Origin of the sequence: Arthrobacter sp. (assembly GCF_048266065.1) — a bacterium.
Lineage (GTDB): Bacteria > Actinomycetota > Actinomycetes > Actinomycetales > Micrococcaceae > Arthrobacter_H.
Map to the genome: position 1 here is coordinate 335,063 of NZ_JBLXAH010000004.1, position 23,176 is coordinate 358,238.

22 protein-coding genes are annotated in these 23,176 nt (G+C 68.5%); 8 read left to right on the forward strand and 14 right to left on the reverse strand.

The annotated features are described in order from the left end of the window. Positions 1-62: 62 nt before the first annotated feature. The 8 genes from ACN0TP_RS09025 to ACN0TP_RS09060 form a co-directional block, all read right to left on the reverse strand. Positions 63-1,523 carry an aldehyde dehydrogenase family protein gene (locus ACN0TP_RS09025; RefSeq protein WP_417218517.1) on the reverse strand — a complete coding sequence of 487 codons (1,461 nt, stop codon included), beginning with the start codon at positions 1,521-1,523 and terminating at the stop codon, positions 63-65. Positions 1,524-1,653: 130 nt separating this feature from the next. Next, positions 1,654-2,589 carry an SGNH/GDSL hydrolase family protein gene (locus ACN0TP_RS09030; protein ID WP_372697624.1) on the reverse strand — a complete coding sequence of 312 codons (936 nt, stop codon included), beginning with the start codon at positions 2,587-2,589 and terminating at the stop codon, positions 1,654-1,656. A gap of 261 nt (positions 2,590-2,850) precedes the next feature. Beyond that, entirely contained in the window at positions 2,851-3,255 is a 405-nt protein-coding gene (locus ACN0TP_RS09035) for a DUF779 domain-containing protein (RefSeq protein ID WP_372697625.1), read from the reverse strand. 92 nt (positions 3,256-3,347) lie between these two features. After that, on the reverse strand, positions 3,348-4,379 hold the full coding sequence (adhP, locus tag ACN0TP_RS09040; protein ID WP_372697626.1) for an alcohol dehydrogenase AdhP: 1,032 nt from the start codon (positions 4,377-4,379) through the stop codon (positions 3,348-3,350). 89 nt (positions 4,380-4,468) lie between these two features. Further along, positions 4,469-5,992, reverse strand: coding sequence for an aldehyde dehydrogenase family protein (locus ACN0TP_RS09045; RefSeq protein ID WP_417218518.1), 1,524 nt, complete (start codon positions 5,990-5,992; stop codon positions 4,469-4,471). 131 nt (positions 5,993-6,123) lie between these two features. Beyond that, positions 6,124-7,461 carry a GAF domain-containing protein gene (locus ACN0TP_RS09050; RefSeq protein ID WP_417218519.1) on the reverse strand — a complete coding sequence of 446 codons (1,338 nt, stop codon included), beginning with the start codon at positions 7,459-7,461 and terminating at the stop codon, positions 6,124-6,126. A 160-nt stretch (positions 7,462-7,621) separates the two neighbouring features. Continuing rightward, complete coding sequence (locus tag ACN0TP_RS09055; protein WP_372697629.1) at positions 7,622-7,789, reverse strand: hypothetical protein; 168 nt, start codon at positions 7,787-7,789, stop codon at positions 7,622-7,624. Between the two features lie 70 nt (positions 7,790-7,859). Then, on the reverse strand, positions 7,860-9,008 hold the full coding sequence (locus ACN0TP_RS09060; protein ID WP_417218520.1) for a lipid II:glycine glycyltransferase FemX: 1,149 nt from the start codon (positions 9,006-9,008) through the stop codon (positions 7,860-7,862). Positions 9,009-9,175: 167 nt separating this feature from the next. Here ACN0TP_RS09060 and ACN0TP_RS09065 point away from each other — a divergent pair, with 167 nt between their 5' ends. Genes ACN0TP_RS09065 through ACN0TP_RS09090 form a run of 6 tightly spaced genes read left to right on the forward strand, consistent with a single transcriptional unit; the run spans position 9,176 to position 15,121 of the window. Further along, the gene (locus ACN0TP_RS09065; protein WP_372697631.1) at positions 9,176-9,505 is read left to right on the forward strand and encodes a metal-sensitive transcriptional regulator; all 330 of its coding nucleotides are present in this window, start codon (positions 9,176-9,178) and stop codon (positions 9,503-9,505) included. A 40-nt stretch (positions 9,506-9,545) separates the two neighbouring features. Further along, positions 9,546-9,770: a heavy-metal-associated domain-containing protein gene (locus tag ACN0TP_RS09070; RefSeq protein WP_372697632.1), complete on the forward strand. Its 225-nt coding sequence runs from the start codon at positions 9,546-9,548 to the stop codon at positions 9,768-9,770. Positions 9,771-9,830: 60 nt separating this feature from the next. Next, on the forward strand, positions 9,831-12,119 hold the full coding sequence (locus tag ACN0TP_RS09075; protein ID WP_417218521.1) for a heavy metal translocating P-type ATPase: 2,289 nt from the start codon (positions 9,831-9,833) through the stop codon (positions 12,117-12,119). Positions 12,120-12,165: 46 nt separating this feature from the next. Then, positions 12,166-13,575, forward strand: a complete 1,410-nt coding sequence (locus ACN0TP_RS09080; RefSeq protein WP_417218522.1) for an amino acid permease — start codon at positions 12,166-12,168, stop codon at positions 13,573-13,575. Positions 13,576-13,613: 38 nt separating this feature from the next. Continuing rightward, a complete protein-coding gene (locus ACN0TP_RS09085; protein WP_417218523.1) occupies positions 13,614-14,246 on the forward strand; it encodes a class I SAM-dependent methyltransferase in 633 nt (210 codons plus the stop codon). Between the two features lie 23 nt (positions 14,247-14,269). Then, the gene (locus ACN0TP_RS09090; RefSeq protein ID WP_417218524.1) at positions 14,270-15,121 is read left to right on the forward strand and encodes a phosphotransferase family protein; all 852 of its coding nucleotides are present in this window, start codon (positions 14,270-14,272) and stop codon (positions 15,119-15,121) included. 286 nt (positions 15,122-15,407) lie between these two features. Here ACN0TP_RS09090 and ACN0TP_RS09095 read toward each other — a convergent pair whose 3' ends face one another. The 4 genes from ACN0TP_RS09095 to ACN0TP_RS09110 form a co-directional block, all read right to left on the reverse strand. After that, positions 15,408-16,169: an IclR family transcriptional regulator gene (locus tag ACN0TP_RS09095; protein WP_417218525.1), complete on the reverse strand. Its 762-nt coding sequence runs from the start codon at positions 16,167-16,169 to the stop codon at positions 15,408-15,410. A gap of 55 nt (positions 16,170-16,224) precedes the next feature. After that, entirely contained in the window at positions 16,225-18,774 is a 2,550-nt protein-coding gene (locus ACN0TP_RS09100; protein WP_417218526.1) for a GcvT family protein, read from the reverse strand. Positions 18,775-18,803: 29 nt separating this feature from the next. Beyond that, positions 18,804-20,024 (reverse strand): glycine cleavage T C-terminal barrel domain-containing protein, encoded by a 1,221-nt coding sequence (locus ACN0TP_RS09105; RefSeq protein WP_417218527.1) that lies wholly within the window; start codon positions 20,022-20,024, stop codon positions 18,804-18,806. A gap of 186 nt (positions 20,025-20,210) precedes the next feature. Further along, complete coding sequence (locus ACN0TP_RS09110) at positions 20,211-21,155, reverse strand: EamA family transporter (protein ID WP_417218528.1); 945 nt, start codon at positions 21,153-21,155, stop codon at positions 20,211-20,213. Between the two features lie 141 nt (positions 21,156-21,296). On the opposite strand from ACN0TP_RS09110, the gene ACN0TP_RS09115 reads away from it, so the two are divergent. Both ACN0TP_RS09115 and ACN0TP_RS09120 read left to right on the forward strand, forming a co-directional pair. Next, positions 21,297-21,845 carry a CGNR zinc finger domain-containing protein gene (locus ACN0TP_RS09115; RefSeq protein ID WP_417218529.1) on the forward strand — a complete coding sequence of 183 codons (549 nt, stop codon included), beginning with the start codon at positions 21,297-21,299 and terminating at the stop codon, positions 21,843-21,845. Between the two features lie 50 nt (positions 21,846-21,895). Then, positions 21,896-22,228: a hypothetical protein gene (locus ACN0TP_RS09120; protein ID WP_417218530.1), complete on the forward strand. Its 333-nt coding sequence runs from the start codon at positions 21,896-21,898 to the stop codon at positions 22,226-22,228. A gap of 14 nt (positions 22,229-22,242) precedes the next feature. On the opposite strand, the gene ACN0TP_RS09125 is transcribed toward ACN0TP_RS09120, so the two are convergent. Together ACN0TP_RS09125 and ACN0TP_RS09130 are read right to left on the reverse strand one after the other, a co-directional pair. Then, positions 22,243-22,545, reverse strand: coding sequence for a hypothetical protein (locus tag ACN0TP_RS09125; protein ID WP_417218531.1), 303 nt, complete (start codon positions 22,543-22,545; stop codon positions 22,243-22,245). A gap of 37 nt (positions 22,546-22,582) precedes the next feature. Next, on the reverse strand, positions 22,583-23,149 hold the full coding sequence (locus tag ACN0TP_RS09130) for a DUF308 domain-containing protein (RefSeq protein ID WP_417218532.1): 567 nt from the start codon (positions 23,147-23,149) through the stop codon (positions 22,583-22,585). Positions 23,150-23,176 lie beyond the last annotated feature (27 nt).

Here is a 23,176-nt window from a genome sequence, read left to right on the forward strand (position 1 = left end):
ACACCCGGGCGCTGACGGCTGGCCCCTTGATTCTGCCATGGCTGGCGCCGCGGTGGGCGGGCCTAGAAGGGGTACGGGGCGATCTCCGGTCGCATGGTCAGCCATTGCAGTTCGGTGAAGGCCTCCATGTTCGCGGCGGCACCACCGATCCGCCCGCCGTTGCCCGAATCCTTCACCCCGCCGAACGGGGAATTGGGTTCGTCGGAGACGGTCTGTTCGTTGATGTGGACCTTGCCGGACTCGAGCCGGTCGGCCAGCTGCATCGCCGTGCCGACGTCGCCCAGGACGGAGACGGACAGTCCGTAGCTGGAGTTGTTGGCCATCGCCACGGCCTCGTCCAGGGTGGAGAAGCTGCGCACCGGGGCGACCGGGCCGAAAATCTCCTCGCGCCAGGCGTCCTGTTCGTCCGTCAGATCCGCCAGGACGGTGGGGTGGTAGAACAATCCGTCGCGGACCGATCCGCCGGCGGCCAGCCGGGCGCCGGAGGACACCGCCGATTGCACGAGGCCGTCGATCCGCTCCAGCTGGCCGGCATCGATGACCGGTCCGATGGCCACGGTGCCGGTCTTCGGATCGCCCATCGGCAGGTTCCTGGCCTTCTCGGCCAGGGCCGCCACATAGTCCTCGTAGAGGTCCCGGTGCACCAGGTGGCGGCCGGTCGCCATGCAGATCTGACCCTGGTGCATGAAGGATCCGAAGGCAGCGGCGGAGGCCGCTTTCGCGAGGTCGGCGCCGGGCAGCACGATCATGGCCGAGTTCCCACCGAGTTCCAGATGCGCGCGCTTGAGCAGCCGGGCGGCCGACTCGCCGATCTTGCGGCCGGCGGCCGTGGAACCGGTGAAGGCGATGACACGTACCTCGGGCGCCTCGACCAGGGCAGCGCCGACGTCGGCGCCACCGGGCAGCAGGGACAGCAGCCCCGGGGGCAGACCGGCTTCCTCGAAGACCCGCATGATCGTCACCCCGGCGCACACGGTGGTCCGCGGGTCCGGCTTCAGCAGCACGGCATTGCCCAATGCCAGGGCCGGTGCGACGGCGCGGATCCCCAGGATGAGGGGGAAGTTGAACGGGGAAATGACCGAGACGACCCCGGCGGGACGGCGGCGGGCGAAGGACCAGCGGTCCTCGTTGGTGGTCAGCACCTCACCGGCGGGCAGTCCGGGCAGCGCCGCGGCCTCATGGCATTCGTTGGCCGCGGTATGGGTTTCCAGGCCGGCCTTGGCGGGGATGCCGCCGGATTCCCTCACGATCCACTCGTCCAGCTCCGCGGCGTGCTCTTCCCAGAGGGCACCGGCCCGGCGCAGGACGGCGGCGCGTTCCTCCGGTTTGCGGGCCGCCCACTCCTTTTGCGCTGCGGCGGCGGCCCGGGAAGCCTCCAGGACGTCCTCGCGGGAGGCCACGCCGTAGCTGGCCAGCGTGTCACCGGTGGCCGGTTCCACTGCGGCCGACGTGCCGCCTCGCCCTGCCTTCCAGCCGCTGGAGTAGATTTTCGCGTCCCAGAGTGAATCGCCAAGGAAGGTCACGGTGTCAGCCTTTCGGTCGGAGGATCGGGAAGCCGCGGGGCCCCTGCGCCCATTGTGCCCATGTTCCAGCACGAAGGGACAGGGGTCCGCCCGAGGGGGCCGGCCCGGAGCCGGGCTCCGGGCCGTGGATTCACCGGGCCAGCCGATGCAGCTGGGCCTTGCGCAGCACCGCCGGGTAGTAGCCGTACAGGTATCCGGCGGTCGTCGGGTGCAGATTCACCGGGTCAGCCGGGTTCAGCGGGTTGAGGTGGATCCAGGACACCGGGGAGCCGATGCCGTGCCACGTGAACGCGCTGGTGACCGGGACGAAGCTGGCATGGCCCCGGGTTCCGGCACGGACCGCGCGATTGAGCTGGTCCGCGAGCCGGTTCAGCGCCCGGGCGTTGCCGGCGGTGATGACTGCATTGTCACCGAACTGCGGGGAGAACAGCCGCGGGTATCCCAGCACGAGGATGCGCGCGCGGGTGGACCTGTCGATTTTCCGCAACGTGGAGCGCACGTCGGAGGTGATTCCCGGCATGGCCCTTCGTGCCGTCGTCGTGGCCAGGGCGCAGGCCTGTGCGGTCCCCTGCGTGCTGCAGGCGGTCGCGATCCCGCGGAAGTCCAGATCGTTCCCGCCCAGCGTCAGCGTCACCAGCTCGGCTGCCGCGAGTTGTGGCTTCAGGCCCGCGGCAACGGTGGCCACGTCGGACGGGGTGGCCCCGGCACAGGCGGCATTGGCGATCAGGCGGACACCCGGCCGGGCCGCCAACCGGGTCACATGCGTGGGCCCGTCACCCTGCAGGCAGCCCGGGAAGGGGCCGGCGACGATGTTCCCGGAGCCGAAGCCCGCCGAGTAGGAGTCACCCAGGTTGACGTAGTCGATGCGTTGCGGAGGGTGGTGGTGGCGCTTTCCGGCGGTCCCGTGGAAGGAAGACCCGTGGGAGGCGGTGGCGTGGGTGGCCGGGACGCCGGCGGTCGGCGTGAGGGCGGCGGTTGCGGGTCCGACGCCGGTGGCGACGAGGGCCAGGGCGGCTGCGGTGGAGTAGAGCAGGGTGCGGAGTCGTTGTAGCTGGGTGCGGTGCATGATGAGGGTCCTTCTCCTGTCCCCTCCGCCCAAACCTGCGCGGAGAGGCGGTCCCGAGAGGTCGGGCGGCGACAGGCGGGACCCCCAGGGGTCCCGCGTGGATCCGCCCCCAGGGGAAACCACCGGCCGTCGACCCGGATGCCTCGCGGGGTCGGCGCAACAGGCCAGGCGCCCCGGAACACGGGGCACGCGCGTGATGTCATCGTAGGACGGGACCGCGGAGGAAGGAAGGTTTGTCATCCCCGACGGCGGGCCCCGGGTTCAGGCCCCGATGAGCTCGCTGCGGATCAGGAAGCGCTTGCCCTCCGGTGCCTCGACGGAGAATCCGGAACCGCGGCCGCTGACCACGTCGACGGTCAGCCGGGTGTGCTTCCAGTACTCGAACTGTTCCCGCGACATCCAGAAGTCGAGCTCGCCCAGGGGTGCACCGTCGTCGTCCGTGAGGTCGAAGACGCCCAGCCGGATGTCCGCCTCGGCCGTGATGAAGTCGCCGTCGGGGAAGCACATGGGCGAGGAACCGTCGCAACAGCCTCCGGATTGGTGGAACATCAGCGGGCCGTGGCGGGCCCACAAGGTGCGCAGCAACGCCTGGGCGTCGGCGCTCAGGCGCACCCGGGTGAAGTCCTCCCCCTCGATGGTGGGGCGGGCGTCGAGCACCGTGTCCATGGTCGTTTCCCTTTCTGCTGGGTCCGAAGCCGCGGTCCTGCAGCGCCGCGGGGGCGCTGCAGGACCGGGGCCCGGATGCCGCTGGTTGCCGGTTAGGCCGCGCCGACGTAGTCGATGACGACGCGGCCATCGATCTTCGCGTGGCGCATCTCGTCGAAGACCGCGTTCACGTCTTCCAGTGGCCGCGTGTGGAACGTGGGCTTGATCTTGCCCGCCGCGTAGAACTCCAGGGCCTCGATCATGTCCTGGCGCGTGCCCACGATCGACCCGCGGATGGTCAGGCCCTTGAGCACGATGTCGAAGATCGGCGCCGGGAACTCGCCCGGGGGCAGCCCGTTGAAGACGATCGTCCCGCCGCGGCGGGTCATGCCGATCGCCTGGCCGAACGCCGCAGGGTGGACAGCCGTCACCAGCACGCCGTGGGCTCCCCCGGTGGCCTCCTGGATGGCCTCGGCGGGATCCGCGGCGAAGGCGTTCACGGTGACCTCGGCGCCGTGGCTGCGGGCCAGGGCCAGCTTCTCCTCGGCGACGTCGACCGCGGCGACCCGCATGCCCATGGCGACGGCGTACTGCACGGCGATGTGGCCCAGTCCGCCGATGCCGGAGATGACCACCCATTGGCCGGGCTTGACCTCCGTGCGCTTGAGCCCCTTGTAGACGGTGACGCCGGCACAGAGCACGGGGGCGATCTCGTACGGGTCTGCGCCCTCGGGGATGTGCGCGGCGAACTTGGCGTCCACCAGCATGTACTCGCCAAAGGATCCGTTCATGGAGTACCCGCCGTTGGCCTGGGACTCGCAGAGCGTCTCCCAGCCGGTGCCGCAGAACTCGCAGCTTCCGCAGGCGCTGGCGAGCCAGGCGTTGCCGACCAGGTCGCCGACCTTGACCTCGGTCACGCCCTCCCCGATCTTTTCGACGTAGCCGACGCCCTCGTGACCGGGGATGAGGGGAAGGTTGGGCTTGACCGGCCAGTCGCCGCCGGCGGCGTGCAGGTCGGTATGGCAGACGCCGGAGGCGACCAGTTTCACCAGCGCCTGGCCGGGGCCGGGCTCGGGGATCTCGGTGCTGTCGACGTCCAGGTCCTGGCCGAACTCGCGGACGATGGCTGCTTTCATGGTGCTCATGGGTATTTCCTGTCGTTGAGGGGCCTCGGGCGCGCTCCAGCTACGCTGCCGGCGCACGCCGACGGCCTCCGGGTGGGGAAATGCGCGGTTTAGAAGAACCCCTGCTTGTTGGGGTTGTAGGAGACCAGCAGGTTCTTGGTCTGCTGGTAGTGGTCCAGCATCATCAGGTGGTTTTCCCGTCCGATGCCCGAGGACTTGTACCCGCCGAACGCTGCGTGCGCCGGGTAGGCGTGGTAGTTGTTCACCCAGACACGTCCTGCCTGGATCTCGCGGCCGGCACGGTAGGCGGTGGACCCGTCGCGGGACCAGACGCCGGCACCGAGGCCGTAGAGGGTGTCGTTGGCGATCTTCAGCGCGTCGTCGTAGCCGCTGAAACGGGCCACGGAGACCACCGGCCCGAAGATCTCCTCCTGGAAGATGCGCATCGAGTTGTCGCCCTCGAAGATCGTCGGCTGGACGTAGTAGCCGCCGGAGAGGTCCCCGCCGAGGTCGGCGCGGGCGCCACCGGTGAGGATCTTGGCGCCCTCCTGCTGGCCGATGTCCATGTAGGAGAGGATCTTCTCCAGCTGGTCGTTGGACGCCTGGGCGCCCATCATGGTGTCGGTGTCCAGCGGGTTGCCCTGCTTGATCGCCTGGGTGCGTGCTGTGACGTCGGCGAGGAACCTGTCGTAGATCGACTCCTGCACCAGGGCGCGCGACGGGCAGGTGCAGACCTCACCCTGGTTCAGCGCGAACATGGTGAAGCCCTCCTGCGCCTTGTCGTAGAACGCGTCGTTTTCGGCGGCGATGTCCTCGAAGAAGATGTTCGGGCTCTTCCCGCCCAGTTCCAGGGTGACCGGGATGAGGTTCTGCGAGGCGTACTGGGAGATCAGCCGTCCCGTGGTGGTCTCGCCGGTGAACGCGATCTTGCGGATGCGCTTGTTCGAGGCCAGCGGCTTGCCGGCCTCCAGGCCGAACCCGTTGACGACGTTCAGCACGCCCGGGGGCAGCAGGTCGCCGATGATCTCCATCAGGACCAGAATGGACACGGGCGTCTGCTCGGCGGGCTTGAGCACGACGGCGTTGCCCGCGGCGAGTGCCGGGGCGAGCTTCCACACGGCCATGAGGATGGGGAAGTTCCACGGGATGATCTGTCCGACCACACCGAGCGGCTCGTGGAAATGGTAGGCGGTGGTGTTCTCGTCCAGTTGCGAGAGCCGGCCCTCCTGGGCGCGGATGGCCCCGGCGTAATAGCGGAAGTGGTCCACGGCCAACGGGAGGTCGGCGTTCAGCGTCTCGCGCACCGCCTTGCCGTTGTCCCAGGTCTCCGCGACAGCCAGCTTCTCGAGGTTCTCCTCGATGCGGTCGGCGATCCGGTTCAACACCAGTGCCCGTTCGGCCGGGGAGGTGCGGCCCCAGGCGGGGGCAGCGCCCTCGGCGGCGTCGATGGCCGCCTCGATGTCCTCCGCCGTCCCGCGGCCGACCTCGCAGAACACCTGCCCGGTGACGGGGGTGATGTTCTCGAAGTACCCGCCCTTCACGGGTGACTTCCATTCACCGCCGATGTAGTGGTCGTAGCGGGGCTTGAAGTCCAGTAGTGCGCCATCGGTTCCGGGGGCGGCGTAGACGGTCATGACAACTCCTTTGTTGGTGGCCCGGAGCGGCCGCGGGCCGCAGGGCCCGTGGACGCATCGGCTGGTTCCGCGTGATGTGGATCACGCTATGCCAGCAGGGGTTGCACCAACGTTGCATGTCCGCCGGGAGGCTAGGCGAGCTCCGCTTCCAGGCGCTGGAGCCGGGAGACGACGACGGAGCGGCCGGGTGAGCGCGGCGGCAGGATCTGGAGCGCTGTCCTCAGTCCGTCGACGTCATCGGCGGCCTCCGGCAAGTCCAGGTATTCCAGCAGCATCCCGGGGTCGGCGTCGTTGAGCATGGCCTCGCGCAGGGCACCGGAGACCTCGACCCGGATGTCCGCGATGCCCGGCGCGTCGGACCGGGGCAGGACCGGGCCGCCGTAGGTGTCCAGCGCCTGCCGGTGGCGCCCCGCGGCCAGATGGCGCAGGACGTCCCGCGCATCGGTACCCACCGTGGGCGCGACACGGTAGGGGCGCGAATCGAGGCCGATGGCCGACGCCTCCTGCCCCAGGGCCTTGCGCAGGCGGACCATCTCCGCCCGGGCGCTGACCTGCTGGTTGGTGTCGCCGAAGAGCAGCCCGGCGAGTTCGGCGGCATCCAGGCCGCCGTGGTGCCAGGCCAGCAAGGTCAGGATCTCGATGTGCCGTCCCCCCAGGACCCGGCGCGCCGGACCGCGTTCGAGCACGGGATCGTCGTATCCGAGGACCCGCAGCCGTGCGGGCCCCGCAACGGGGGCGGCCGGCATCACCGACGGGGCACGCCCGGGGGTCCCCGAGGAGGCCCCGCGGGCGGCCAGGTCGAGGGCATCCAGGCGCAATTGCGACTCGGCAGCGGCGACCGCTGCCTGCAGGAGGGCGAGCGAGTGGCCGGCCACGGCGTCGTCGTTGCCCGTCAGATCCACCACGCCGAGCAAACGGCCCGTCAGCGGGCAGTGGATGGGGACCGCCGAGCAGCTCCAGCGGTGGGCTTCGGGGCTGAAGTGCTCCGCACCGCTGACCTGCACCCCGGATCCGGTCGCCAGTGCCGTGCCGGGCGCCGAGGTCCCGACGGCCCGTTCGGACCAGTCGGCCCCCGGCACGAAGGACATCAGCTCGGCGGCACGGCGGGCCGTGGGGTCACCCTCCACCCAGAGCAGACGACCCGCGTCGTCCCCGACGGCCACGAGGATGCCCGTGTCGCGTGCCGGCTGGACCAGGAGCCGGTCGAACACCGGCATCACGGAGGCCAGGGGGTGCGTGCGGCGGAATTCGTCGAGTTGGGGGTCGCTCAGGCCACTGAGGGCCCGGGCGCGCGCGGGATCGCGGTGGAAGCCGAGCGAACGCACCCAGGAGTCGTGGACCACGGGCCGCAGTTTCGGGAACCCGGGGTCGTCCCAACCGGACAGGGCCGGCCCGCCGGAGGCCAGACGGGCATGGGCGCGCGCGGCTTGCTGCTGCAGCACCGGCGAAGCCGGAGACGTCAAGGCCATGAGTTACCACCATCCAGGCGCCGGTTGCCGCACAGGAGGATCCTGGCGCATCGCGACCACGGGGAATCGAAACAACCCCTGTGGCCTACGGCACAGTGTAAGGGGCAGGGTGCCGGAGGTGGAAGCCCCGGCGGCTGCCGTGGACAGGCCGGCCAGCCGTTCAGGCGGTGCAGGCCTCGTTGGAGCAGCCGGCGTCACGGGGAACCCAATGGGCCGCCCCGGTGCCCTTGTCCTCCCATACGATGTGGCGGTGCTGGCCGCACGAATTGCACGCGGGGGCCACGTAGCTGGCCTTTTCCTCGTCGGTGTATGCGCGATAGTCGCCCATGGCTGCCTCCCGGTGTCGGTGCCTATGGTGCCACTCTATGTCCGAAGCCCGGGCGGCGGTACCCTCCGGTTCAGTGGCGGTTGCGGGCCCGCATATAGAGGTTGAAGGCCGCGGTCATGGGCTTGTTCAGGGGTTTGTCCCACTCCCCCAACGTCTGCACGACGTTGCAGCCCAGGGTCGTCTTGAACAGGGTGAGCCCTGCCAGGTGGTGTTCCTTGTCCAGCGTGGCGGAGACGCCGCCGTGGTCCAGGAACGCGCAGCCGTCGGCCAGCGAGTCGATGATCATCCGGTGGATCAGCGCCTTGGGGGCGAAGAGCTTGCGCTCGGACGCCGAGGAGGCGCCGTAGACGTACCAGGCGCCCTGGCCGCTGGAGACGCGGATGGCGGAGGCCAGGTCGCGGCCTTCATGCACCGCGAAGTAGAGGGTGCAGGTGCCGGGTGCGTGCTCGTTCAGGGCATTGAACATGGTGGTGAAGTAGCTGGTGGGCCGCCCGGTGAACCCGTCGCGCTCTGCGGTTTCCCGGTACAGGGCGTGGAAGCGTTCGATGTCCTCGACGCTGCCGGCCTGGACCTCCAGCGGGCCGGAGGCCGCCTTGCGGGTCTCTCGCCGTGCGTTCTGGTTCATCTGTGCCAGCACGCCGTCGACGTCGAGCGCTTCGCCGTCGGCTCCGGCCAGCGGGATGCGTGCCTGGAATTCGGGCTGGCCGGCGTTGAAGTCCTCGCTGACCTCCTGCTTGGTCCATCCCTCGGCGCGCAGGGCATCGGCGAGCGCCACGGCGCGGGTATCGGCGTGCAGCGTGTCGAGTTCGGTCATCAGCGCATGCCCACCGGCGGACAGTGCCTTGCGCACCACTCCGGCGGCCCAGCTGCGCTCCACGGCGGGCAGGCCCATGCGGGCCAGGAAGACCTTGCTGGCCTTGAAGTGGGCCAGCATCGGGGCGGTGACGTCGCCCGGCTCCAGTTCGTTCCAGTCGGCGACCGGCCCCTCGGGCAGGTAGGCCAACGTGTACTTGAGTTTCGGGACCGGACGGTGCAGCACCTGCACCGAGGCCCGCAGGGTGCCGGTGGGGTCGAACCAGCCAAGGTATTCCGCCCGCCATTCGCCCTTCACGCGCGCCCAGGCCGGCAGCTGCATGAAGCTGGCCTCGGGGTGGGAGGCCAGATGGGCCAAGTGGTCGTCGGCGGGAATCTGGCGGACCGAAAGCTGGGTGGATGTCACGCCAGCCAGCATAGCAACGCGCCCCGGGGCCCCGGCCGTCCGACACTGCGGCCCGGCCCAGGCGTGACCCGGGGCACGACGGCGGCCCGGCACCGCCGTCACCATCCCGCCTTAATACCCCCGTGGGGTACTTGACGAGATACCCCACTGGGGTATACGTTGAGGGCATGGACAGCGCGACGACCACCACCGACGAACACCGCGAACACGGCTACACCGCCGACAAGACGGCCCTGCTCAAGCGGCTCGGCCGCATCGAGGGGCAGGTCCGCGGCATCGCGCGCATGGTCGACGAGGAGAAGTACTGCATCGACATCCTCACGCAGATCTCAGCGGTCAACGCCGCCCTGCACAAGGTGAGCCTCGGCCTAGTCGAGGAGCACATCGGCCACTGCGTGGTCGGCGCCGCCCAGGATTCACTGGCAACCGGCAACCCGGAGATCGTCAACGACAAGGTCCGCGAGGCATCCGCCGCCATCGGCCGCCTGCTGCGCTGACCTGCCCACCCCGACCACCAACACCCGAGGGAGCATCAACATGAACACCACCACCATCAGCATCGACGGCATGACCTGCGGACACTGCGTCGCCTCCGTCACCGAGGAGATCACGGGCATCGACGGCGTCTCGAAGGTCGACGTCGACCTCAACGCCGGCGGCATCTCGACGGCGACCGTCGAATCCGCGGGACCGATCAGCGAGGCCACCCTGTCCGAGGCCGTCGCCGAGGCCGGTTACACGGTGGTCGGCAACAACGCCTGACCCATGCCTGACACCGCAGGATCCCCCACTTCCCCGCCCTTGCCGAAGGAGCAGCACCCCATGGAAGAGCACGAAGCCCTCACCACCGACGGAGCCCGGGTCATCGACCTGGACATCCAGGGGATGAGTTGCGCCTCGTGCGTCGGGCGGATCGAGCGCAAGCTCGGCAAGATCGAGGGCGTGCAGGCCAACGTCAACCTACCGCTGGAATCGGCGCGGGTGACGGCCCCAGCAGGGGTTTCGGACACCGACCTGCTGGAGACCATCCAGGCCGCCGGCTATGGCGCCCGGGTGAAGGCCGACCCCCACGCGGACTCCGGCCATGGCGGCGGCCAGGACCCTGAGGCGTCGGGACACCCCGGGGACCACACCAACCACCTGGAGCACGGCGGCACGGCGGATGAGTTGCGCCCCCGCCTCATCGTCGGCGCGATCTTCACCCTCCCGCTGTTCCTCATCTCCATGGTCCCCGCACTGCAGTTCCCGCACTGGGGCTGGGTGGCCCTGGCCCTGGCCACCCCCGTGACCTGGTGGTCCGCCTGGCCGTTCCACCGCGCGGCGGCAGTGAACGCCCGGCACCTCTCCTCCACCATGGACACGCTGGTCTCGATCGGCGTGCTGGCCGCGTACCTCTTCTCCCTCTGGCAGCTGGTCATCGATCCGACCCTGACCGCCCACGGGTCGGCGATGGACATGTCCGACCACCAGCTCTACTTCGAGACAGCGGGCGTCGTGGCCACCTTCCTGCTGCTCGGCCGTTGGCTGGAAGCCCGCGCCAAGTCCTCGGCCGGTGACGCGCTGAAGACCCTGCTCAGCCTGGGGGCCAAGGAGGCGAACGTGCTGCGCGGCGGCGTGGAGGTCCGCGTCCCGGCCGCCGAGCTGGTGCCGGGAGATGAGATCGTGGTGCGTCCCGGGGAGAAGATCGCCACCGACGGCTACATCCTCGAGGGCGCCTCCGCCATCGACACCTCCCTGATCACCGGCGAATCCGCACCCACCGAAGTGGGGGTGGACGATACCGTCACCGGTGCCACCATCAACACCTCGGGCCGCCTGCTCATCCGCGCCACCCGTGTCGGCGCCGACACCACCCTGGCCCAGATGGGCCGCATGGTCTCCGACGCCCAGACCGGCAAGGCACCGATCGCCCGGCTCGCGGACAGGATCTCCGCGGTGTTCGTGCCGATCGTGCTGGCGATCGCCCTGCTCACATTCATCGCCTGGCTGGTGTTCACCGGCGACGTGCAATCCGCCTTCACCGCCGCCGTCTCGGTGCTGGTCATCGCCTGCCCGTGCGCCCTGGGCCTGGCCACCCCCATCGGCCTGCTCGTGGGCACCGGCCGCGGCGCCCAACTGGGCATCCTCATCCGCGGTCCCGAGGTCCTCGAGGACACCCGCCGGGTCGACACCGTCCTGCTGGACAAGACCGGGACGGTCACCGAGGGCCGGCTCGCGGTCACCGACGTCATCGCCACGTCCACCCTTGGCGAGGACGACCTCCTGGCCCTGGCCGGAGTCGCCGAATCCGGATCCGAACACCCCATCGCCCACGCCATCGCCGCCGCCGCGGCCGAACGTCCCGGCGCAGCGGCGACTACGGTCTCCGGCTTCACCTCCTCCCCCGGGGGTGGCGTGCGCGCCACGGTGGGAACCGCCGTCGTCCTCGCCGGGCAACCCGCCTGGCTGCGGGAAAACGGCGTCGACCCCGATGAGGCCACGCTCACGGCCCTCCGCACGGCCCAAGAACAAGGCACGACGGCGGTGCTCGTCGCCGTCGACGGCGCCACTGTGGGCGTCATCGGGCTGCGCGACACCATCCGGGCCAGCTCGCCGGAGGCCATCGCCCGGCTGCGTTCGCTCGGGCTGCGCCCGGTGCTGCTGACCGGGGACAACGCCGACGTCGCCCGGCTGGTGGCCGCCGAGGTCGGGATCGCGCCGGAGGACGTGTTCGCCGGGGTCCTGCCGTCCGGGAAGGTCGACAAGGTCGCCGAGCTGCAGGCCGCCGGCGCCGTGGTGGCGATGGTCGGCGACGGCGTCAACGACGCCCCCGCCCTGGCCCAGGCCGACCTGGGGCTGGCCATGGGTTCGGGCACCGACGTGGCGATCGCCGCGGCGGACATCACGGTCATGGGCAACGACCTGGCCCAGATCCCACAGGCGATCGAGCTCTCCCGCAAGACGTTGGGCACGATCAAGACGAACCTGTTCTGGGCGTTCCTCTACAACACCATCGGGATCCCGGTCGCCGCGTTCGGGCTGCTCAACCCCATGATCGCCGGCGCAGCCATGGCCGCCAGCTCGGTGCTGGTGGTGCTGAACAGCCTGCGCCTGCGCGGCTTCGGGAAGTAGCCAGACGCCCGGGCACGGCACGAAACGCAGTATTCTTGAGGCCGTCATGACCAACCCACCGGCCTCCCGTGGCCTCACCCGCGGCCTGAGCGCCCGACACATCCACTTCATCGCCCTGGGATCGGCGATCGGGACCGGCCTGTTCTACGGGTCGGCGGAGGCCATCCAGAAGGCGGGGCCAGCCGTCCTGCTGGCGTACGTCGTTGCCGGCGCGGCAGTCTTCGTGGTGATGCGCTCCCTGGGCGAAATGGCGGTACGCCACCCCGTCCCCGGATCCTTCGGCCAGTACGCCAGCCGGTATCTGGGTCCACTGGCCGGTTTCATCACCGGCTGGACCTTTGCGTTCGAGATGGCGATCGTGGCCCTGGCCGATGTGACAGCGTTCGGCGTCTACCTGAGGTTCTGGTTCCCCGACGTCCCCCGCTGGATCTGGGTCCTGGCGATCATCTTCGTCATCGCCGGTCTGAACACGATGCGCGTGAAGGTCTTCGGCGAACTGGAATTCTGGCTCTCCCTCATCAAGGTCGTGGCCATCCTCGCGATGATCTGCGGGGGCATCACCCTGATGGTCTTCGGGTTCCACCTGCAGGCCGAAACGGCAGTGGGACCGCAGAACCTCATCCAGCACGGCGGGTTCATGCCCCATGGCGTGGGCGGGATCATCGCCTCCCTCGCCGTCGTCGTCTTTGCCTTCGGCGGCATCGAGACCATTGGCATCACCGCCGGCGAGGCCAGCGACCCCGGACGCAGCATCCCGAAGGCGATCAACACGGTCCCGCTGCGCATCCTGCTGTTCTACGTGGGGACCCTGGCCGTGATCATGTCCCTGTTTCCCTGGGACAAGATCGGTTCCGAGGGCAGCCCGTTCGTGACGATCTTCGCCCAACTCGGCATCCCGGCAGCACCCTCGATCCTCAATGCAGTGGTCATCACCGCCGCGGTCTCCGCCATCAATTCGGACATCTTCAGTGCCGGGCGGATGCTCTTCGGCCTGGCCCACCAGGGGCAGGCCCCGCGGGCCTTCGCCCAGGTCTCCGCCAATGGAGTCCCGCTGCTGACGGCTGCCATCATGGGTTGCACGCTGCTCGTTGGCGTGGTCCTCAACGCCGTCATCCCGGAGAGGATCTTCCTGGTGATCGCCTCGATCGCCAGCTTCGCCACTGTCTGGGTCTGGATCATGATCCTGTTGGCGCACATCGCCATGAAACGTGAACTCGCACGTGAGGGTGCGGCCCCTTCGGCCTTCCCGGTGCCCGGGTGGCCGGTCGCCAGCCATGCGGCGCTGGCCTTCATGGTGCTGGTCCTGGTGGTGCTGGGCTTCTTCGAGGACACCCGGACAGCGCTATATGTCGGAGCCGCGTGGATTGTCCTGCTGGTGATCGCCTATCGGCTCTGGGTCAGGGGAGACGGCCGACGGCGGGCGGAACTTGACGGCGCGGGCGCGGACGCCCGCTAGCTGGGCATCCCCGGCGTTCCGCATGCAAGACTCGGTCCATGGGCGAACAACGGGATTATGGTCGCTACGCAGCCAAAATGAGGAAACACGTCGAGTCCGGTACCGACCTGGAAGTCGACGTGCGCTTCATTGACATGCTCAGTCGTCGCGGGGCGCGCATCCTGGATATCGGATGCGGCATCGGCGCAACGGTCAGGGGTTTGCGGAAACGTGGCCACGACGCCTACGGGATCGACCCCACGGAGACGGTCCTCCGGGTTGCCCGGGAACTTCACGACCCCGAGTGGTTTCGGCCCCTCTCCGCCACGCAAGCCACACCAGAGCAGCTGGCAGGCAGCGGCCTTCCTCCTTCCTACGACGTCGTCCTCTTGTCCGGCAATGTCCCGTCCTTCGTCCCTGCGGACGAGCTGCCGGCGGTGTTTGCCTGTATTGAAGGCATCCTGGTCCCGGGCGGCTTGCTCGTAACCGGGACGACGTCGGAAGTGCCGGGCGGCCCGGCCGACCAGGACGCTGCGGCGGAAATGACCGGGCTGACCTTGGAACACCGGTATGCAGACTGGCATCTCGGCGCTTACGCATCCGATTCACCGTGGTCCGTCAGCGTCTTCGCTGCGGCGGGAACCCCGGAGCCGATCAATGCTCCGGACGGCATATTCGTTCTCAGCCGGTGAATAAGGTGAAGCGAAATCGGGTCATGAGTCACACACAATCGGACCTCACGCCGTCTCTCCTTGATGAGCTGGAGGAAGTCTGGCCTCGGCATGACTGGAGCAACACCGAAATTCGGCACGGCGCCTTCCACACTGCCGTCATGCTCGAGGATGCCGTCTACCGGGTCAGGCATGGTCGAAACCGTCGTCTCGCCATATACGCCGAGGTCGCCGTGATGCAGAAATTTTCGGAATTCGATCTGAGGGGCTCCACGCCCCGGGTCATCGCAGATGGTTTCCACGCCGCCGAATGGTCAGCTTTCGGGACAACACGGTTACCGGGCACACCCCTGGTTCCAACCTCGTGGGCCAGTGACCGCCACATCATCCTCCCCCTGCTGGACTCGCTCCGATCCGTGGAGGCCCACCTGGACACTGGCATTCCGGAGTCACCGCAGTGGTGTGGCGGTCGCGACTTTGCAGACCTGCTGGAGCAGCTCATGGAGGATATCGCTCCACCGGTCAGGGCTTCCGCACGTGACACGGTCGCCATGATGTTCAGCATGGAAAACGACGAGATGAAGCTTTGCCACGGGGACTTCGGGCCACACAACATCCTCATCAGTGACACCGGGATCGGTCTGATCGACCCCGACAACCTCTGTCTGGGGGATGAAGCCCTTGACGTCGCCCCCTTGCTGGGGTCATATTCCACCGGCGACCTGAAGCAGGATTTTTCCCAAGAATTGCTGCAGCGCGCTGCCGCCATTAAGCGCGCTCTTCCGCTTCAGGTGGCAGTCGCCGCAGACTTGGCTGGCGACGAGGGGTTGCGCAACCACGCGCTCAACAACTTCGCCACCCGGCGCGGATTCCGATCGGCGCATGCGGCGTCGTGAGGACTTTCAGGCCACCGACATCTCCGAAATCCGCACCGTCGTGCCGCGGGGTTCCCGAGGAAACCGGGCTTCACGTCCTGACCTCGGGCCTGTTACTGGCCAGGGATTTCGACGTCGTCCCCGGCCCTTCCGTCCTGGTGATTGCAATCGGCGTCGCCCTGCAGAGACCGCGCGCGGACGCCACCACGTCAGGTGGGCATCGGTGGATGGGTTGGAAACCGATGGCTGATCTGGGTTAGCTTCGACTTCCGGAGATCTGTCGGCAAGCCATCCCCCTGGCATTCCGCTAGGCGGACGCCCGGCGCCCGGCTTCCTGCACCAGAACCACGGTGCTGGCCAGCGCTTCGTCGCCCAGCCGGTAGGACGGTCCGGCCACGCCGATCTGCGCGATCATCGAGCCGTCGGCCCCGAAAACAGGGGCTGCAGCCGAGGTCAGCCCCTCCTCGAACTCCTCCAGGGCGAGCGCATAGCCACGCTCGGCGGTGGCGTCCAGTTCCCGGGCCAGCGCCTGGCGATCGGTGATGGTGGCCGGGGTATACCGCTTCAACCGTCCTTTGAGCAATTGCCCCCGGGCGGCGTCGTCCTGCAGGGCCAGCGACACCTTGCCCGGTGACGTGCAGTGCAGCGGGGTCCGCCGGCCCAGCCAGCTGCGGCTGACCACCGACGATCCGGGGAGGATCTGGTCGATGGTGACCGACTCCCCGCCTTCGGTCACGTTCAGGGTCACGGTTTCCCCGCATTGCCCGGCCAGCCAGCCGCAGGCCTCGTGAACGCGCGGGCTGAAACTGTGGGTCGCGGGAACGGCTTGGGCCAACCGGACCAGGCCCTCCCCCAGCTGGTACTCCGCACTGTCGGAACGCTGCTCCACCAGCCCGTGGTCCAGCAACGTGTTGAGGATGCGGAAGGCCGTCGACTTGTGGACGTCCAGTTCCTGGCCGACCGAACTGACGGTGCTGGCCCCTTCACGGGCCAGGTATTCCAGCACGACGGCGGCACGATCCACCGACTGGATCCCGCCCTTGGCCACGCGTTCGCTCTGTGCCGTCATGGCGCTCACGCTACCAGCAGGAATCGTACGGTTTGGCCACGTGCCGGGGCATGGCTCAGCCCTTCATCCTGAGGTTCTCCGGGTCGAACACCGGAGTGCGGCCCGCGCTGAGGACGGTGACCGGATACCGGCGGGCGAAGTACTCGACGTGCAGGTGTTTGCCTTCCTTCGCGTGCTCCGGCGGCAGGTACGCCATCAGCAGGTAGCTGCCGGCCGACGGGCCGTCACCTGCACTGGTGACATAGGAGCGTCGCCCGCAGGCATCGGTGATGGCGTTCCCCGCGGAGTCCAGGATGGGTTCGTTGCCGGTGGGGAAGCGTGGCGTGCCGGCCTCCGGTGGCTGGGCGTCCAGGCCCAGGGTGCACAGCACCGCTGCGGGTTCGCCCTCCCGTGCCCGCAGGTAGGAGTCCTTTCCGATGAATTCCGCATCCTTGACCCGCGGCAGTGCCAGGCCGGCCTCGACCGGGTTGTAGTCGGCGGAGAGTTCGGCCCCCATCAACCGGTACCCCTTCTCCAGCCGGGCGCTGGTCCCGTAGACACCGATCCCCGCCGGCCGGATGCCCAGGGGTCGTCCGCCCTCGGCGAGCGCATCCCAGAGCCGCAGCCCCTGGTCGACGCTGGTGTGCAGTTCCCACCCCAGCTCGCCCACGTAGGAGATGCGCAGCGCCAGGACCGGGATGTCGCCGACGGTGATGTCCCGCGCCGTGCCGAAGCCGAAGGCCGCGTCGGAGACGTCATCGGCACTCACCGCCGCCAACACCTCACGCGCCCGCGGGCCCCAGAGTCCGACGGTCGCCGTTGCCGAGGTCAGGTCGGCCAGGTGGACCGAACGGTCCGCGGGCAGGTGTTGACGTAGCCACGCGAAGTCCCGTCCCGCGTCGCCGGCACCGGTGATGACGCGGTAGTGCCCGATGCCCAGCCGCACCAGGGTGAGGTCGGAGCGGAAGCCGCCGCGAGGGTCCAGCAGCGGGGTGTAGATGATCCGGCCAACGGGTCGGTCAACCTGGGCCATCGCCAGTGATTGCAGGAAGTCCATGGCCCCGTGCCCGGCGACGTCGAATTGGGCGAATGCCGACAGGTCGATCATGGCCCCGCGTTCGCGCAGGCACAGGTGCTCGGCAACGCTGATCGGCGAGTGCCACCTGGCGTCCCATTCGTGCCCGCGCCGCGGCACTGCCTCGCCAAATTCCTCGAGCAGGTCGGCGTTGGAGGCAAACCACTGCGGCCGCTCCCATCCGGCGGCTTCGAAGAATTCCGCACCGTTCTCCAGATGCCGTGGATGGATCGGCGAGCGCCGCAGGCTCCGCGCGCTGGCGTATTGTTCGCGCGGGTGCACGATCCCGTAGGTCTTGGGGAAGGCCTCGGTGGCGCGGGCGCGCACGAACGAGCGGGTGCGCTGGGAGGGGTGGAACCTGGCGATGTCGTCGGCGTGCAGGTCGACCTCGGCGGAGCCCTCGGTCATCCACTGGGCCAGGTACCTCCCCACGGCCGGGGCCTCACGGATCCACACGGCGGATGCCGACCAGAGACCGTCGACCTCCGGGGTGGGTCCCAACAACGCCCCGCCATCCGGGGTCAGGGACAGCAGCCCGTCGATGGCCAGGGTGCGTTGCAGCGATGGGTCGCGCAGCACCGGGAACAGCTGCCGGGCGTGCTCCAGCGGACCGGCGAAGTCGGCTTCACTGAGCGGGAGCTGGGTGGGCGAGAGGGGAACGGTGCCCACGCGGGCCAGGGATTCGGCGTCGTGCAGTATCGACCGGTGCGCGTAGGAGCCGATCTGCAGCTCGCCCCAGCGTTGGCGTTCGTACATCTTGGCCGTCATGTCGCGGATGATCGGGGTGTCGATTTCCACGCCGCTGGCCGTGAAGTCGGCGATGGGCCCGAGGTTGATCATCTGGTGCACCGCGGGGGTCAGCGGGATGCTGGCGCCGGCGAGGGCCCCGATTTTGGGGGACCAGACCCCGCAGGCGATGACCACGTTCTCGGTGGCCACGTCGCCGACAGTGGTGCGTACCCCGGTGATGCGTGCCGGGCCCCCGGAGGCCGGCTGTTCGGTGAGCAGCCCGGTGACCTCGATGTTCTCGGCGATCCGGGCGGCCCCGGCGTCGAGTGCCGGTTGGCGCAACAGCGCCCCGGCGCGCACCGGGTCGACGACTGCTGCAGAGGGGGTGTGAAATCCACCGGTGATCAGCGAGGTGTCCACCATCGGGACCAGTTCACCGACGCGCTCCGGGCCGATGAGCTCGGCGTCGACGCCCCAGGATTTCGCCGAGGACAGGCGGCGGCGCAGCTCGTCCTGGCCGGCGTCGTCGCGGGAGACCTCGATGCCCCCGCAAGTTCTCAGCACGCCGAGGTCCTGGAACTGGCGCATGGATTCCACTGTCAGTTCGGTGACGTTGCGGTGGTGGTCCACGGGGAAGATGAAGTTGGAGGCGTGGCCGGTGGATCCTCCGGGGTCGGGAAGCGGGCCCTGCTCGATGAGGAGCAGCTCCCGCTTCCCGGCTGCGGCGAGGTGCTTGAGCAGTGAACTGCCCACGATGCCGGCACCGATGATGACGATCTCGGCCCGTTCGGGCAGGGGCGTTGATTCCGTGGGCTGGTTCATGCTCTTCTCCTCCGCTGCTGGTCGTTGGATCAGGCCTTGGGCGTCTCCTTGGTCGGGTCGATGAACGGCTTGCGCACCACCACGCCCTGGCGAACGCCCTCGGGGGTGTGGACCGCGACGGTGGTGCCCTCCGCGCTGAGCCCGATGGGAACCATGGCCAAGCCGATGTTGCGCTCCAACCTCGGCGAGAAGCAGGCGCTGGTGACCTGTCCGAGTTCGTCGCCTCCGGCCTCGGAGACCGGGAACGGCTCGATCATCGAACCGTCGTTGTAGCTGCCCAGCGGTGGGCCGTCGATCTCCAGTCCGACCATGAGCCGGCTGATGCCCTCGGCACGGATGCGGCCCAGGGCCTCCTTGCCGACGAAGTCCGCCTCCTGGTCCAGGTTGACCATCCAGTTGTAGTCGTAGCCGACCTCCAGCGGGTTGGTGTCCAGGGTGATGTCACAGCCGTAGGCCAGCATGCCGGCCTCGATGCGGCGGATATGGCAGGGGCCGATGACCCGCAGGTCGTGCGCCTGCCCTGCCTCCCAGACCATGTCCCACAGTTTCCCGCCGTCGCGGCTGGCGTTCTCCAGGTAGATCTCATACCCGGTTTCGCCGGTGTATCCGGTGCGGGAGACGACGACCGAGAGGTCCCCCAGCGTCCGGCGTTGCAGGTAGTAGTAGCCCAGCTCCAGGATGTCCTCGCCGAACAGGTCGCTCATCAGCCCCTTGGCCTTCGGGCCCTGGATCTGGACGGGCGCGACGTCGACTTCCTTCACGGTCACGTTCCAGTGGCCCGCGTGGGCCAGTCCCATGGCCCAGAGGTGCACGTCGCTGTCGGCGAGTGAGAGCCAGAACCGGTCCTCTTCCACCCGCAGCAAGATCGGGTCGTTGACGATGCCGCCGTCGGCGGCGGTGATGAAGACGTACTTGCACTGTCCGACGGCGCACTGGCCCAGGTCGCGCGGGATCAGGTAGTTGGTGAAGTCGAAGGCATCCGGTCCGCTGATCTCCAGTTGCCGTTCCACGCCCACGTCCCACAGGGTGACGTCGTTGAGCAGGGACCAGTATTCGGAGACGGGATCGCCGTAGTGGCGCGGGTGGTAGGTGTGGTTGTAGACGCTGTAGGCGGCGACACCGTGCTCCCGGGACTTCCAGAAGTAGGGGGATTTGCGCAGCCGCGTATACAACGTGACAGCGGGGTTCGGATTGACGGCGGAACCCTGGCTGGACGTGCGGAATGCGCCTGTATCGGTGGCCTCGGACATGATCACTCCCTGATCGGATCCCGGCGCCGGCCTCGTGCCAATCGTTGCGCATGGTGCGCAACACTGCGCCATGTGCAACCAGTGTGGACGTCGTTTGCAGCGGGGTCAAGGGTAGTTGGACCCGGGATGTGAAGCGATCCGCCCGGGGTCCATCCGCCGCGGGTGGAACCGGCGCGGACGTCCCGGTCAGGGCCCCTTGAGCTCGTCTGCCCTCACCAGCAGGACACCGCCGACGATGGCGACGCCTCCCAGCAACTGGATGGGCGCGGGCAGCTGCCCGAGCAGCAGCCAGGCCCACAGGACGGCGAAGAGCACTTCGGTGAGGGAGATGAAGGAGGCGACCTTGGAACCAAGCGAACGGGCCGCCATGATGCCGGAGACGTAGGCCAGGACAGTGGCCAGGATGATCAATCCGGCCAGGGCCACCCACCAGGGGGTCTCGAACCCGGCGAAGCCCACCGCCCCAAAGGTTGCGGTGAAGGGCAGCAGGCGCGTGGCGCCGAGCAGGAGCATCAGCACCGCGCCGACGAGCAGCCCGCCGGTGGCCAGGACCAGGGGCGGCAGCGAGTCGTTGGCCTTGGCGGTGACGAAGAAATAGACGGCCAGGCCCACCGCGGCACCGAGCCCCCACAGGACCCCGATCGGGTCGACGCGTTGCGGACCGGTCAGGTCCAGCACCAGCATCAGTCCGCCGAGGGAGAGCAGCGTGCCGGCAATGGTCAGCACCCGCGGGGTCCTGCGGGTGTGGGCCCACAAGGCCAGGACGATGAGCACGGGCGCCAGGTACTCCAGGAGCAGCGCCACCCCCACGCTCAGCCGTCCAACCGCCTGGAAGTAGGCGAACTGGCAGATGCCGACCCCGAACAGGCCAAACAGCGCGATCGGCTTCCAATTGGCGAGGACCGACCCCCACCGCCCGCGCAGAACCAGCAGGGCCGGCCACAGCAGGACCAGGAAGGCCCCGAACATCCGGGACGCCACCGCGGCACCACTGCTCCAGCCGGCCTCGAGCAGGGAAGTGGCGAAGGATCCCGAGATGCCGAAGACCGCCGAGGAGAACAACGCGATCCACACTCCGGTGGCCGCCGGATGGGTGGCGCCGTGGACACGGCGTGTGGTCTGCGTGGACATGTGCGCTCCTGGGTGGAAATTCTCGGTCGGAGCGTGCGCGGGGGCATCCCCCACCCCGACACCACATGTCAGGGGCAAAACTCCGTATACTACTGATACGAGCATACTCCGTTGACATGACGTGGAGAAGAAGGAGTCAAGATGATGTTTGCCCCTGACACCGAGCAGTCCCTGCAAACGATCGTGAACCTGGTCAATACGCTGCGCCCGAACGCCGACGACCTGCTGACGGTGGCCGACCTGGACGTCTTCGTCGAACAGGAGGAGTTCACCGGATCGCGGACCCATGATGCGCCGGAACTCCGCAGCGTCCGGCACGTACGCGAGACCCTGCGCACCCTGTGGTTGGCCGACGAGGACGAGTCCGTCATCATGGTGAACAACATCCTGCGCAATGCCCGCGCCCTGCCCCAGCTGGTCAAGCACGACCACTGGGACTACCACCTGCACGCGACCAGCCCCGCCGCCCCGCTGGCCGAACGCATGGCCGTGGAAGCCGCCATGGCCATCGTGGACGTCCTGCGTTCGGGCGAACTGGATCGCTTACGCGTCTGCGCCGCCCCGGACTGCGACGCAGCAGTGCTGGACCTCTCACGCAACCGATCGAAGCTCTACTGCGAGACGGGCAACTGCGCCAACCGCGAACATGTGCGTGCCTACCGCCAGCGCCAAGCGGCCAAACGGTCCTAGACTGTTCCCACGTGACACGCCACGCAGCACCGGCCAGGAAGGAAGAGACCGTGAACACCTCTGAACAACCGCAGGAGCACCACGCCTCCGAGAACTACGACGTGGATCTGGAACACGCTTCCGACGGGACGCTCAAGGCGGCCGGCCGCTGGTTCGTGGGGCTGGCGGATGCAGTGCTCGGTGGCGACGGAACGGATGCGATGGGCGCGACCGCAGTGGTCCGGCGCATCGACAACGACGCGGAGATCCTGCGCATCACGGGCAATAACATCGATGAGGCCGAGGGCCTGGTGGCCTTGATCCGCCGGGACCTGGCGGAGATGACCCGCGAGCAGTTCCTCGAGGAATGGGGCGGCAAGGACGGTGTCGAAACCGCCGGTTAGACGGGGCCGGGCGGCTACTTCTGGCCGGGCCTCTTGGTCGGCTTGTCCGAGGACAGGTTCACGCCGGAGCCCTTGCTGAGTTCTTCGGGGTTTTCCTTGCCGGCCATGGTGAGCACGGAGATCACCAGGAGGCTGGCGATGAAGGCCACGCCGAAGGCAATGAGGCCGATGTCCATCCGCAGGGGGTTGTCCCCACCGCCGGTGGCTGCGATGGAAGCGACCACGCCGGCGACGATGCCCGCGACCAGTGAGAAGATCAACGGCGCCTTGATGCTCTGCTGCCATGAGCGCTTCTGCTGGGACGGGTTGGAACCCACGGGGATGCCTCCTGGAAGAATTTGGGACGGCTCCAGTCTACCGCCCGGTGGACCGCTCGTGTGCATCGTGGCGATAGCCGAAGGCGGCGATGAGCAGGAACACGGCGATGATGATCGCCCCACCACCGGCCACGCCGAAGATCCCGTGCGCATCCAGCCCCGGCCACACGAGCAACAGGAGTCCGGTCACCGTGGAAACGACACCGGTGATGAGGAATTCCCTGGCCGGCACCAGATCGCGTCGATGGCGGAAATAGACCACGAGTTCCAGGATTCCGGCCACGGCCAACCCGATGCCCCCGGCGAGGGACATCGCCGTCGTGCTGGCGAAGATGAGCATGAAGATCGCGCAGAAGGACCACGCGATGGCCGCCCCTCCCAGCAGCCCGCGGACCGGCGAGGGAACAACGGGTGCCACCGCGAAGTCCCAGGCCGACTTGGACGTCAGCACCAGGTACGCGCCGAACGAGTAGGCGACGAAGGCCTCGCCGGGGTGTTGCCAGAACACCGAGAGGGCGCCGAAGGCCACCGCGATGACGGCGCGGAACATCAGCGGCTTCCAGACGGCGGCGGCTACTTCAGGGGAGGCGGTTACGGCAGGCACCCTACGATCCTAGTGGGAATCGCCGTG

Excerpts from the sequence above, each read along its gene's own strand:
- ACN0TP_RS09075 (WP_417218521.1), top strand. The coding sequence starts at position 9,831 with ATGGAAGAGCACGAAGCCCTCACCACCGACGGAGCCCGGGTCATCGAC.
- ACN0TP_RS09100 (WP_417218526.1), bottom strand. The coding sequence starts at position 18,774 with ATGAACCAGCCCACGGAATCAACGCCCCTGCCCGAACGGGCCGAGATC.
- ACN0TP_RS09055 (WP_372697629.1), bottom strand. The coding sequence starts at position 7,789 with ATGGGCGACTATCGCGCATACACCGACGAGGAAAAGGCCAGCTACGTG.
- ACN0TP_RS09030 (WP_372697624.1), bottom strand. The coding sequence starts at position 2,589 with ATGCACCGCACCCAGCTACAACGACTCCGCACCCTGCTCTACTCCACC.
- ACN0TP_RS09035 (WP_372697625.1), bottom strand. The coding sequence starts at position 3,255 with ATGGACACGGTGCTCGACGCCCGCCCCACCATCGAGGGGGAGGACTTC.
- ACN0TP_RS09080 (WP_417218522.1), top strand. The coding sequence starts at position 12,166 with ATGACCAACCCACCGGCCTCCCGTGGCCTCACCCGCGGCCTGAGCGCC.
- ACN0TP_RS09070 (WP_372697632.1), top strand. The coding sequence starts at position 9,546 with ATGAACACCACCACCATCAGCATCGACGGCATGACCTGCGGACACTGC.
- ACN0TP_RS09110 (WP_417218528.1), bottom strand. The coding sequence starts at position 21,155 with ATGTCCACGCAGACCACACGCCGTGTCCACGGCGCCACCCATCCGGCG.
- ACN0TP_RS09045 (WP_417218518.1), bottom strand. The coding sequence starts at position 5,992 with ATGACCGTCTACGCCGCCCCCGGAACCGATGGCGCACTACTGGACTTC.
- ACN0TP_RS09105 (WP_417218527.1), bottom strand. The coding sequence starts at position 20,024 with ATGTCCGAGGCCACCGATACAGGCGCATTCCGCACGTCCAGCCAGGGT.
- adhP (WP_372697626.1), bottom strand. The coding sequence starts at position 4,379 with ATGAGCACCATGAAAGCAGCCATCGTCCGCGAGTTCGGCCAGGACCTG.
- ACN0TP_RS09090 (WP_417218524.1), top strand. The coding sequence starts at position 14,270 with ATGAGTCACACACAATCGGACCTCACGCCGTCTCTCCTTGATGAGCTG.
- ACN0TP_RS09065 (WP_372697631.1), top strand. The coding sequence starts at position 9,176 with ATGGACAGCGCGACGACCACCACCGACGAACACCGCGAACACGGCTAC.
- ACN0TP_RS09095 (WP_417218525.1), bottom strand. The coding sequence starts at position 16,169 with ATGACGGCACAGAGCGAACGCGTGGCCAAGGGCGGGATCCAGTCGGTG.
- ACN0TP_RS09085 (WP_417218523.1), top strand. The coding sequence starts at position 13,614 with ATGGGCGAACAACGGGATTATGGTCGCTACGCAGCCAAAATGAGGAAA.
- ACN0TP_RS09115 (WP_417218529.1), top strand. The coding sequence starts at position 21,297 with ATGATGTTTGCCCCTGACACCGAGCAGTCCCTGCAAACGATCGTGAAC.
- ACN0TP_RS09050 (WP_417218519.1), bottom strand. The coding sequence starts at position 7,461 with ATGGCCTTGACGTCTCCGGCTTCGCCGGTGCTGCAGCAGCAAGCCGCG.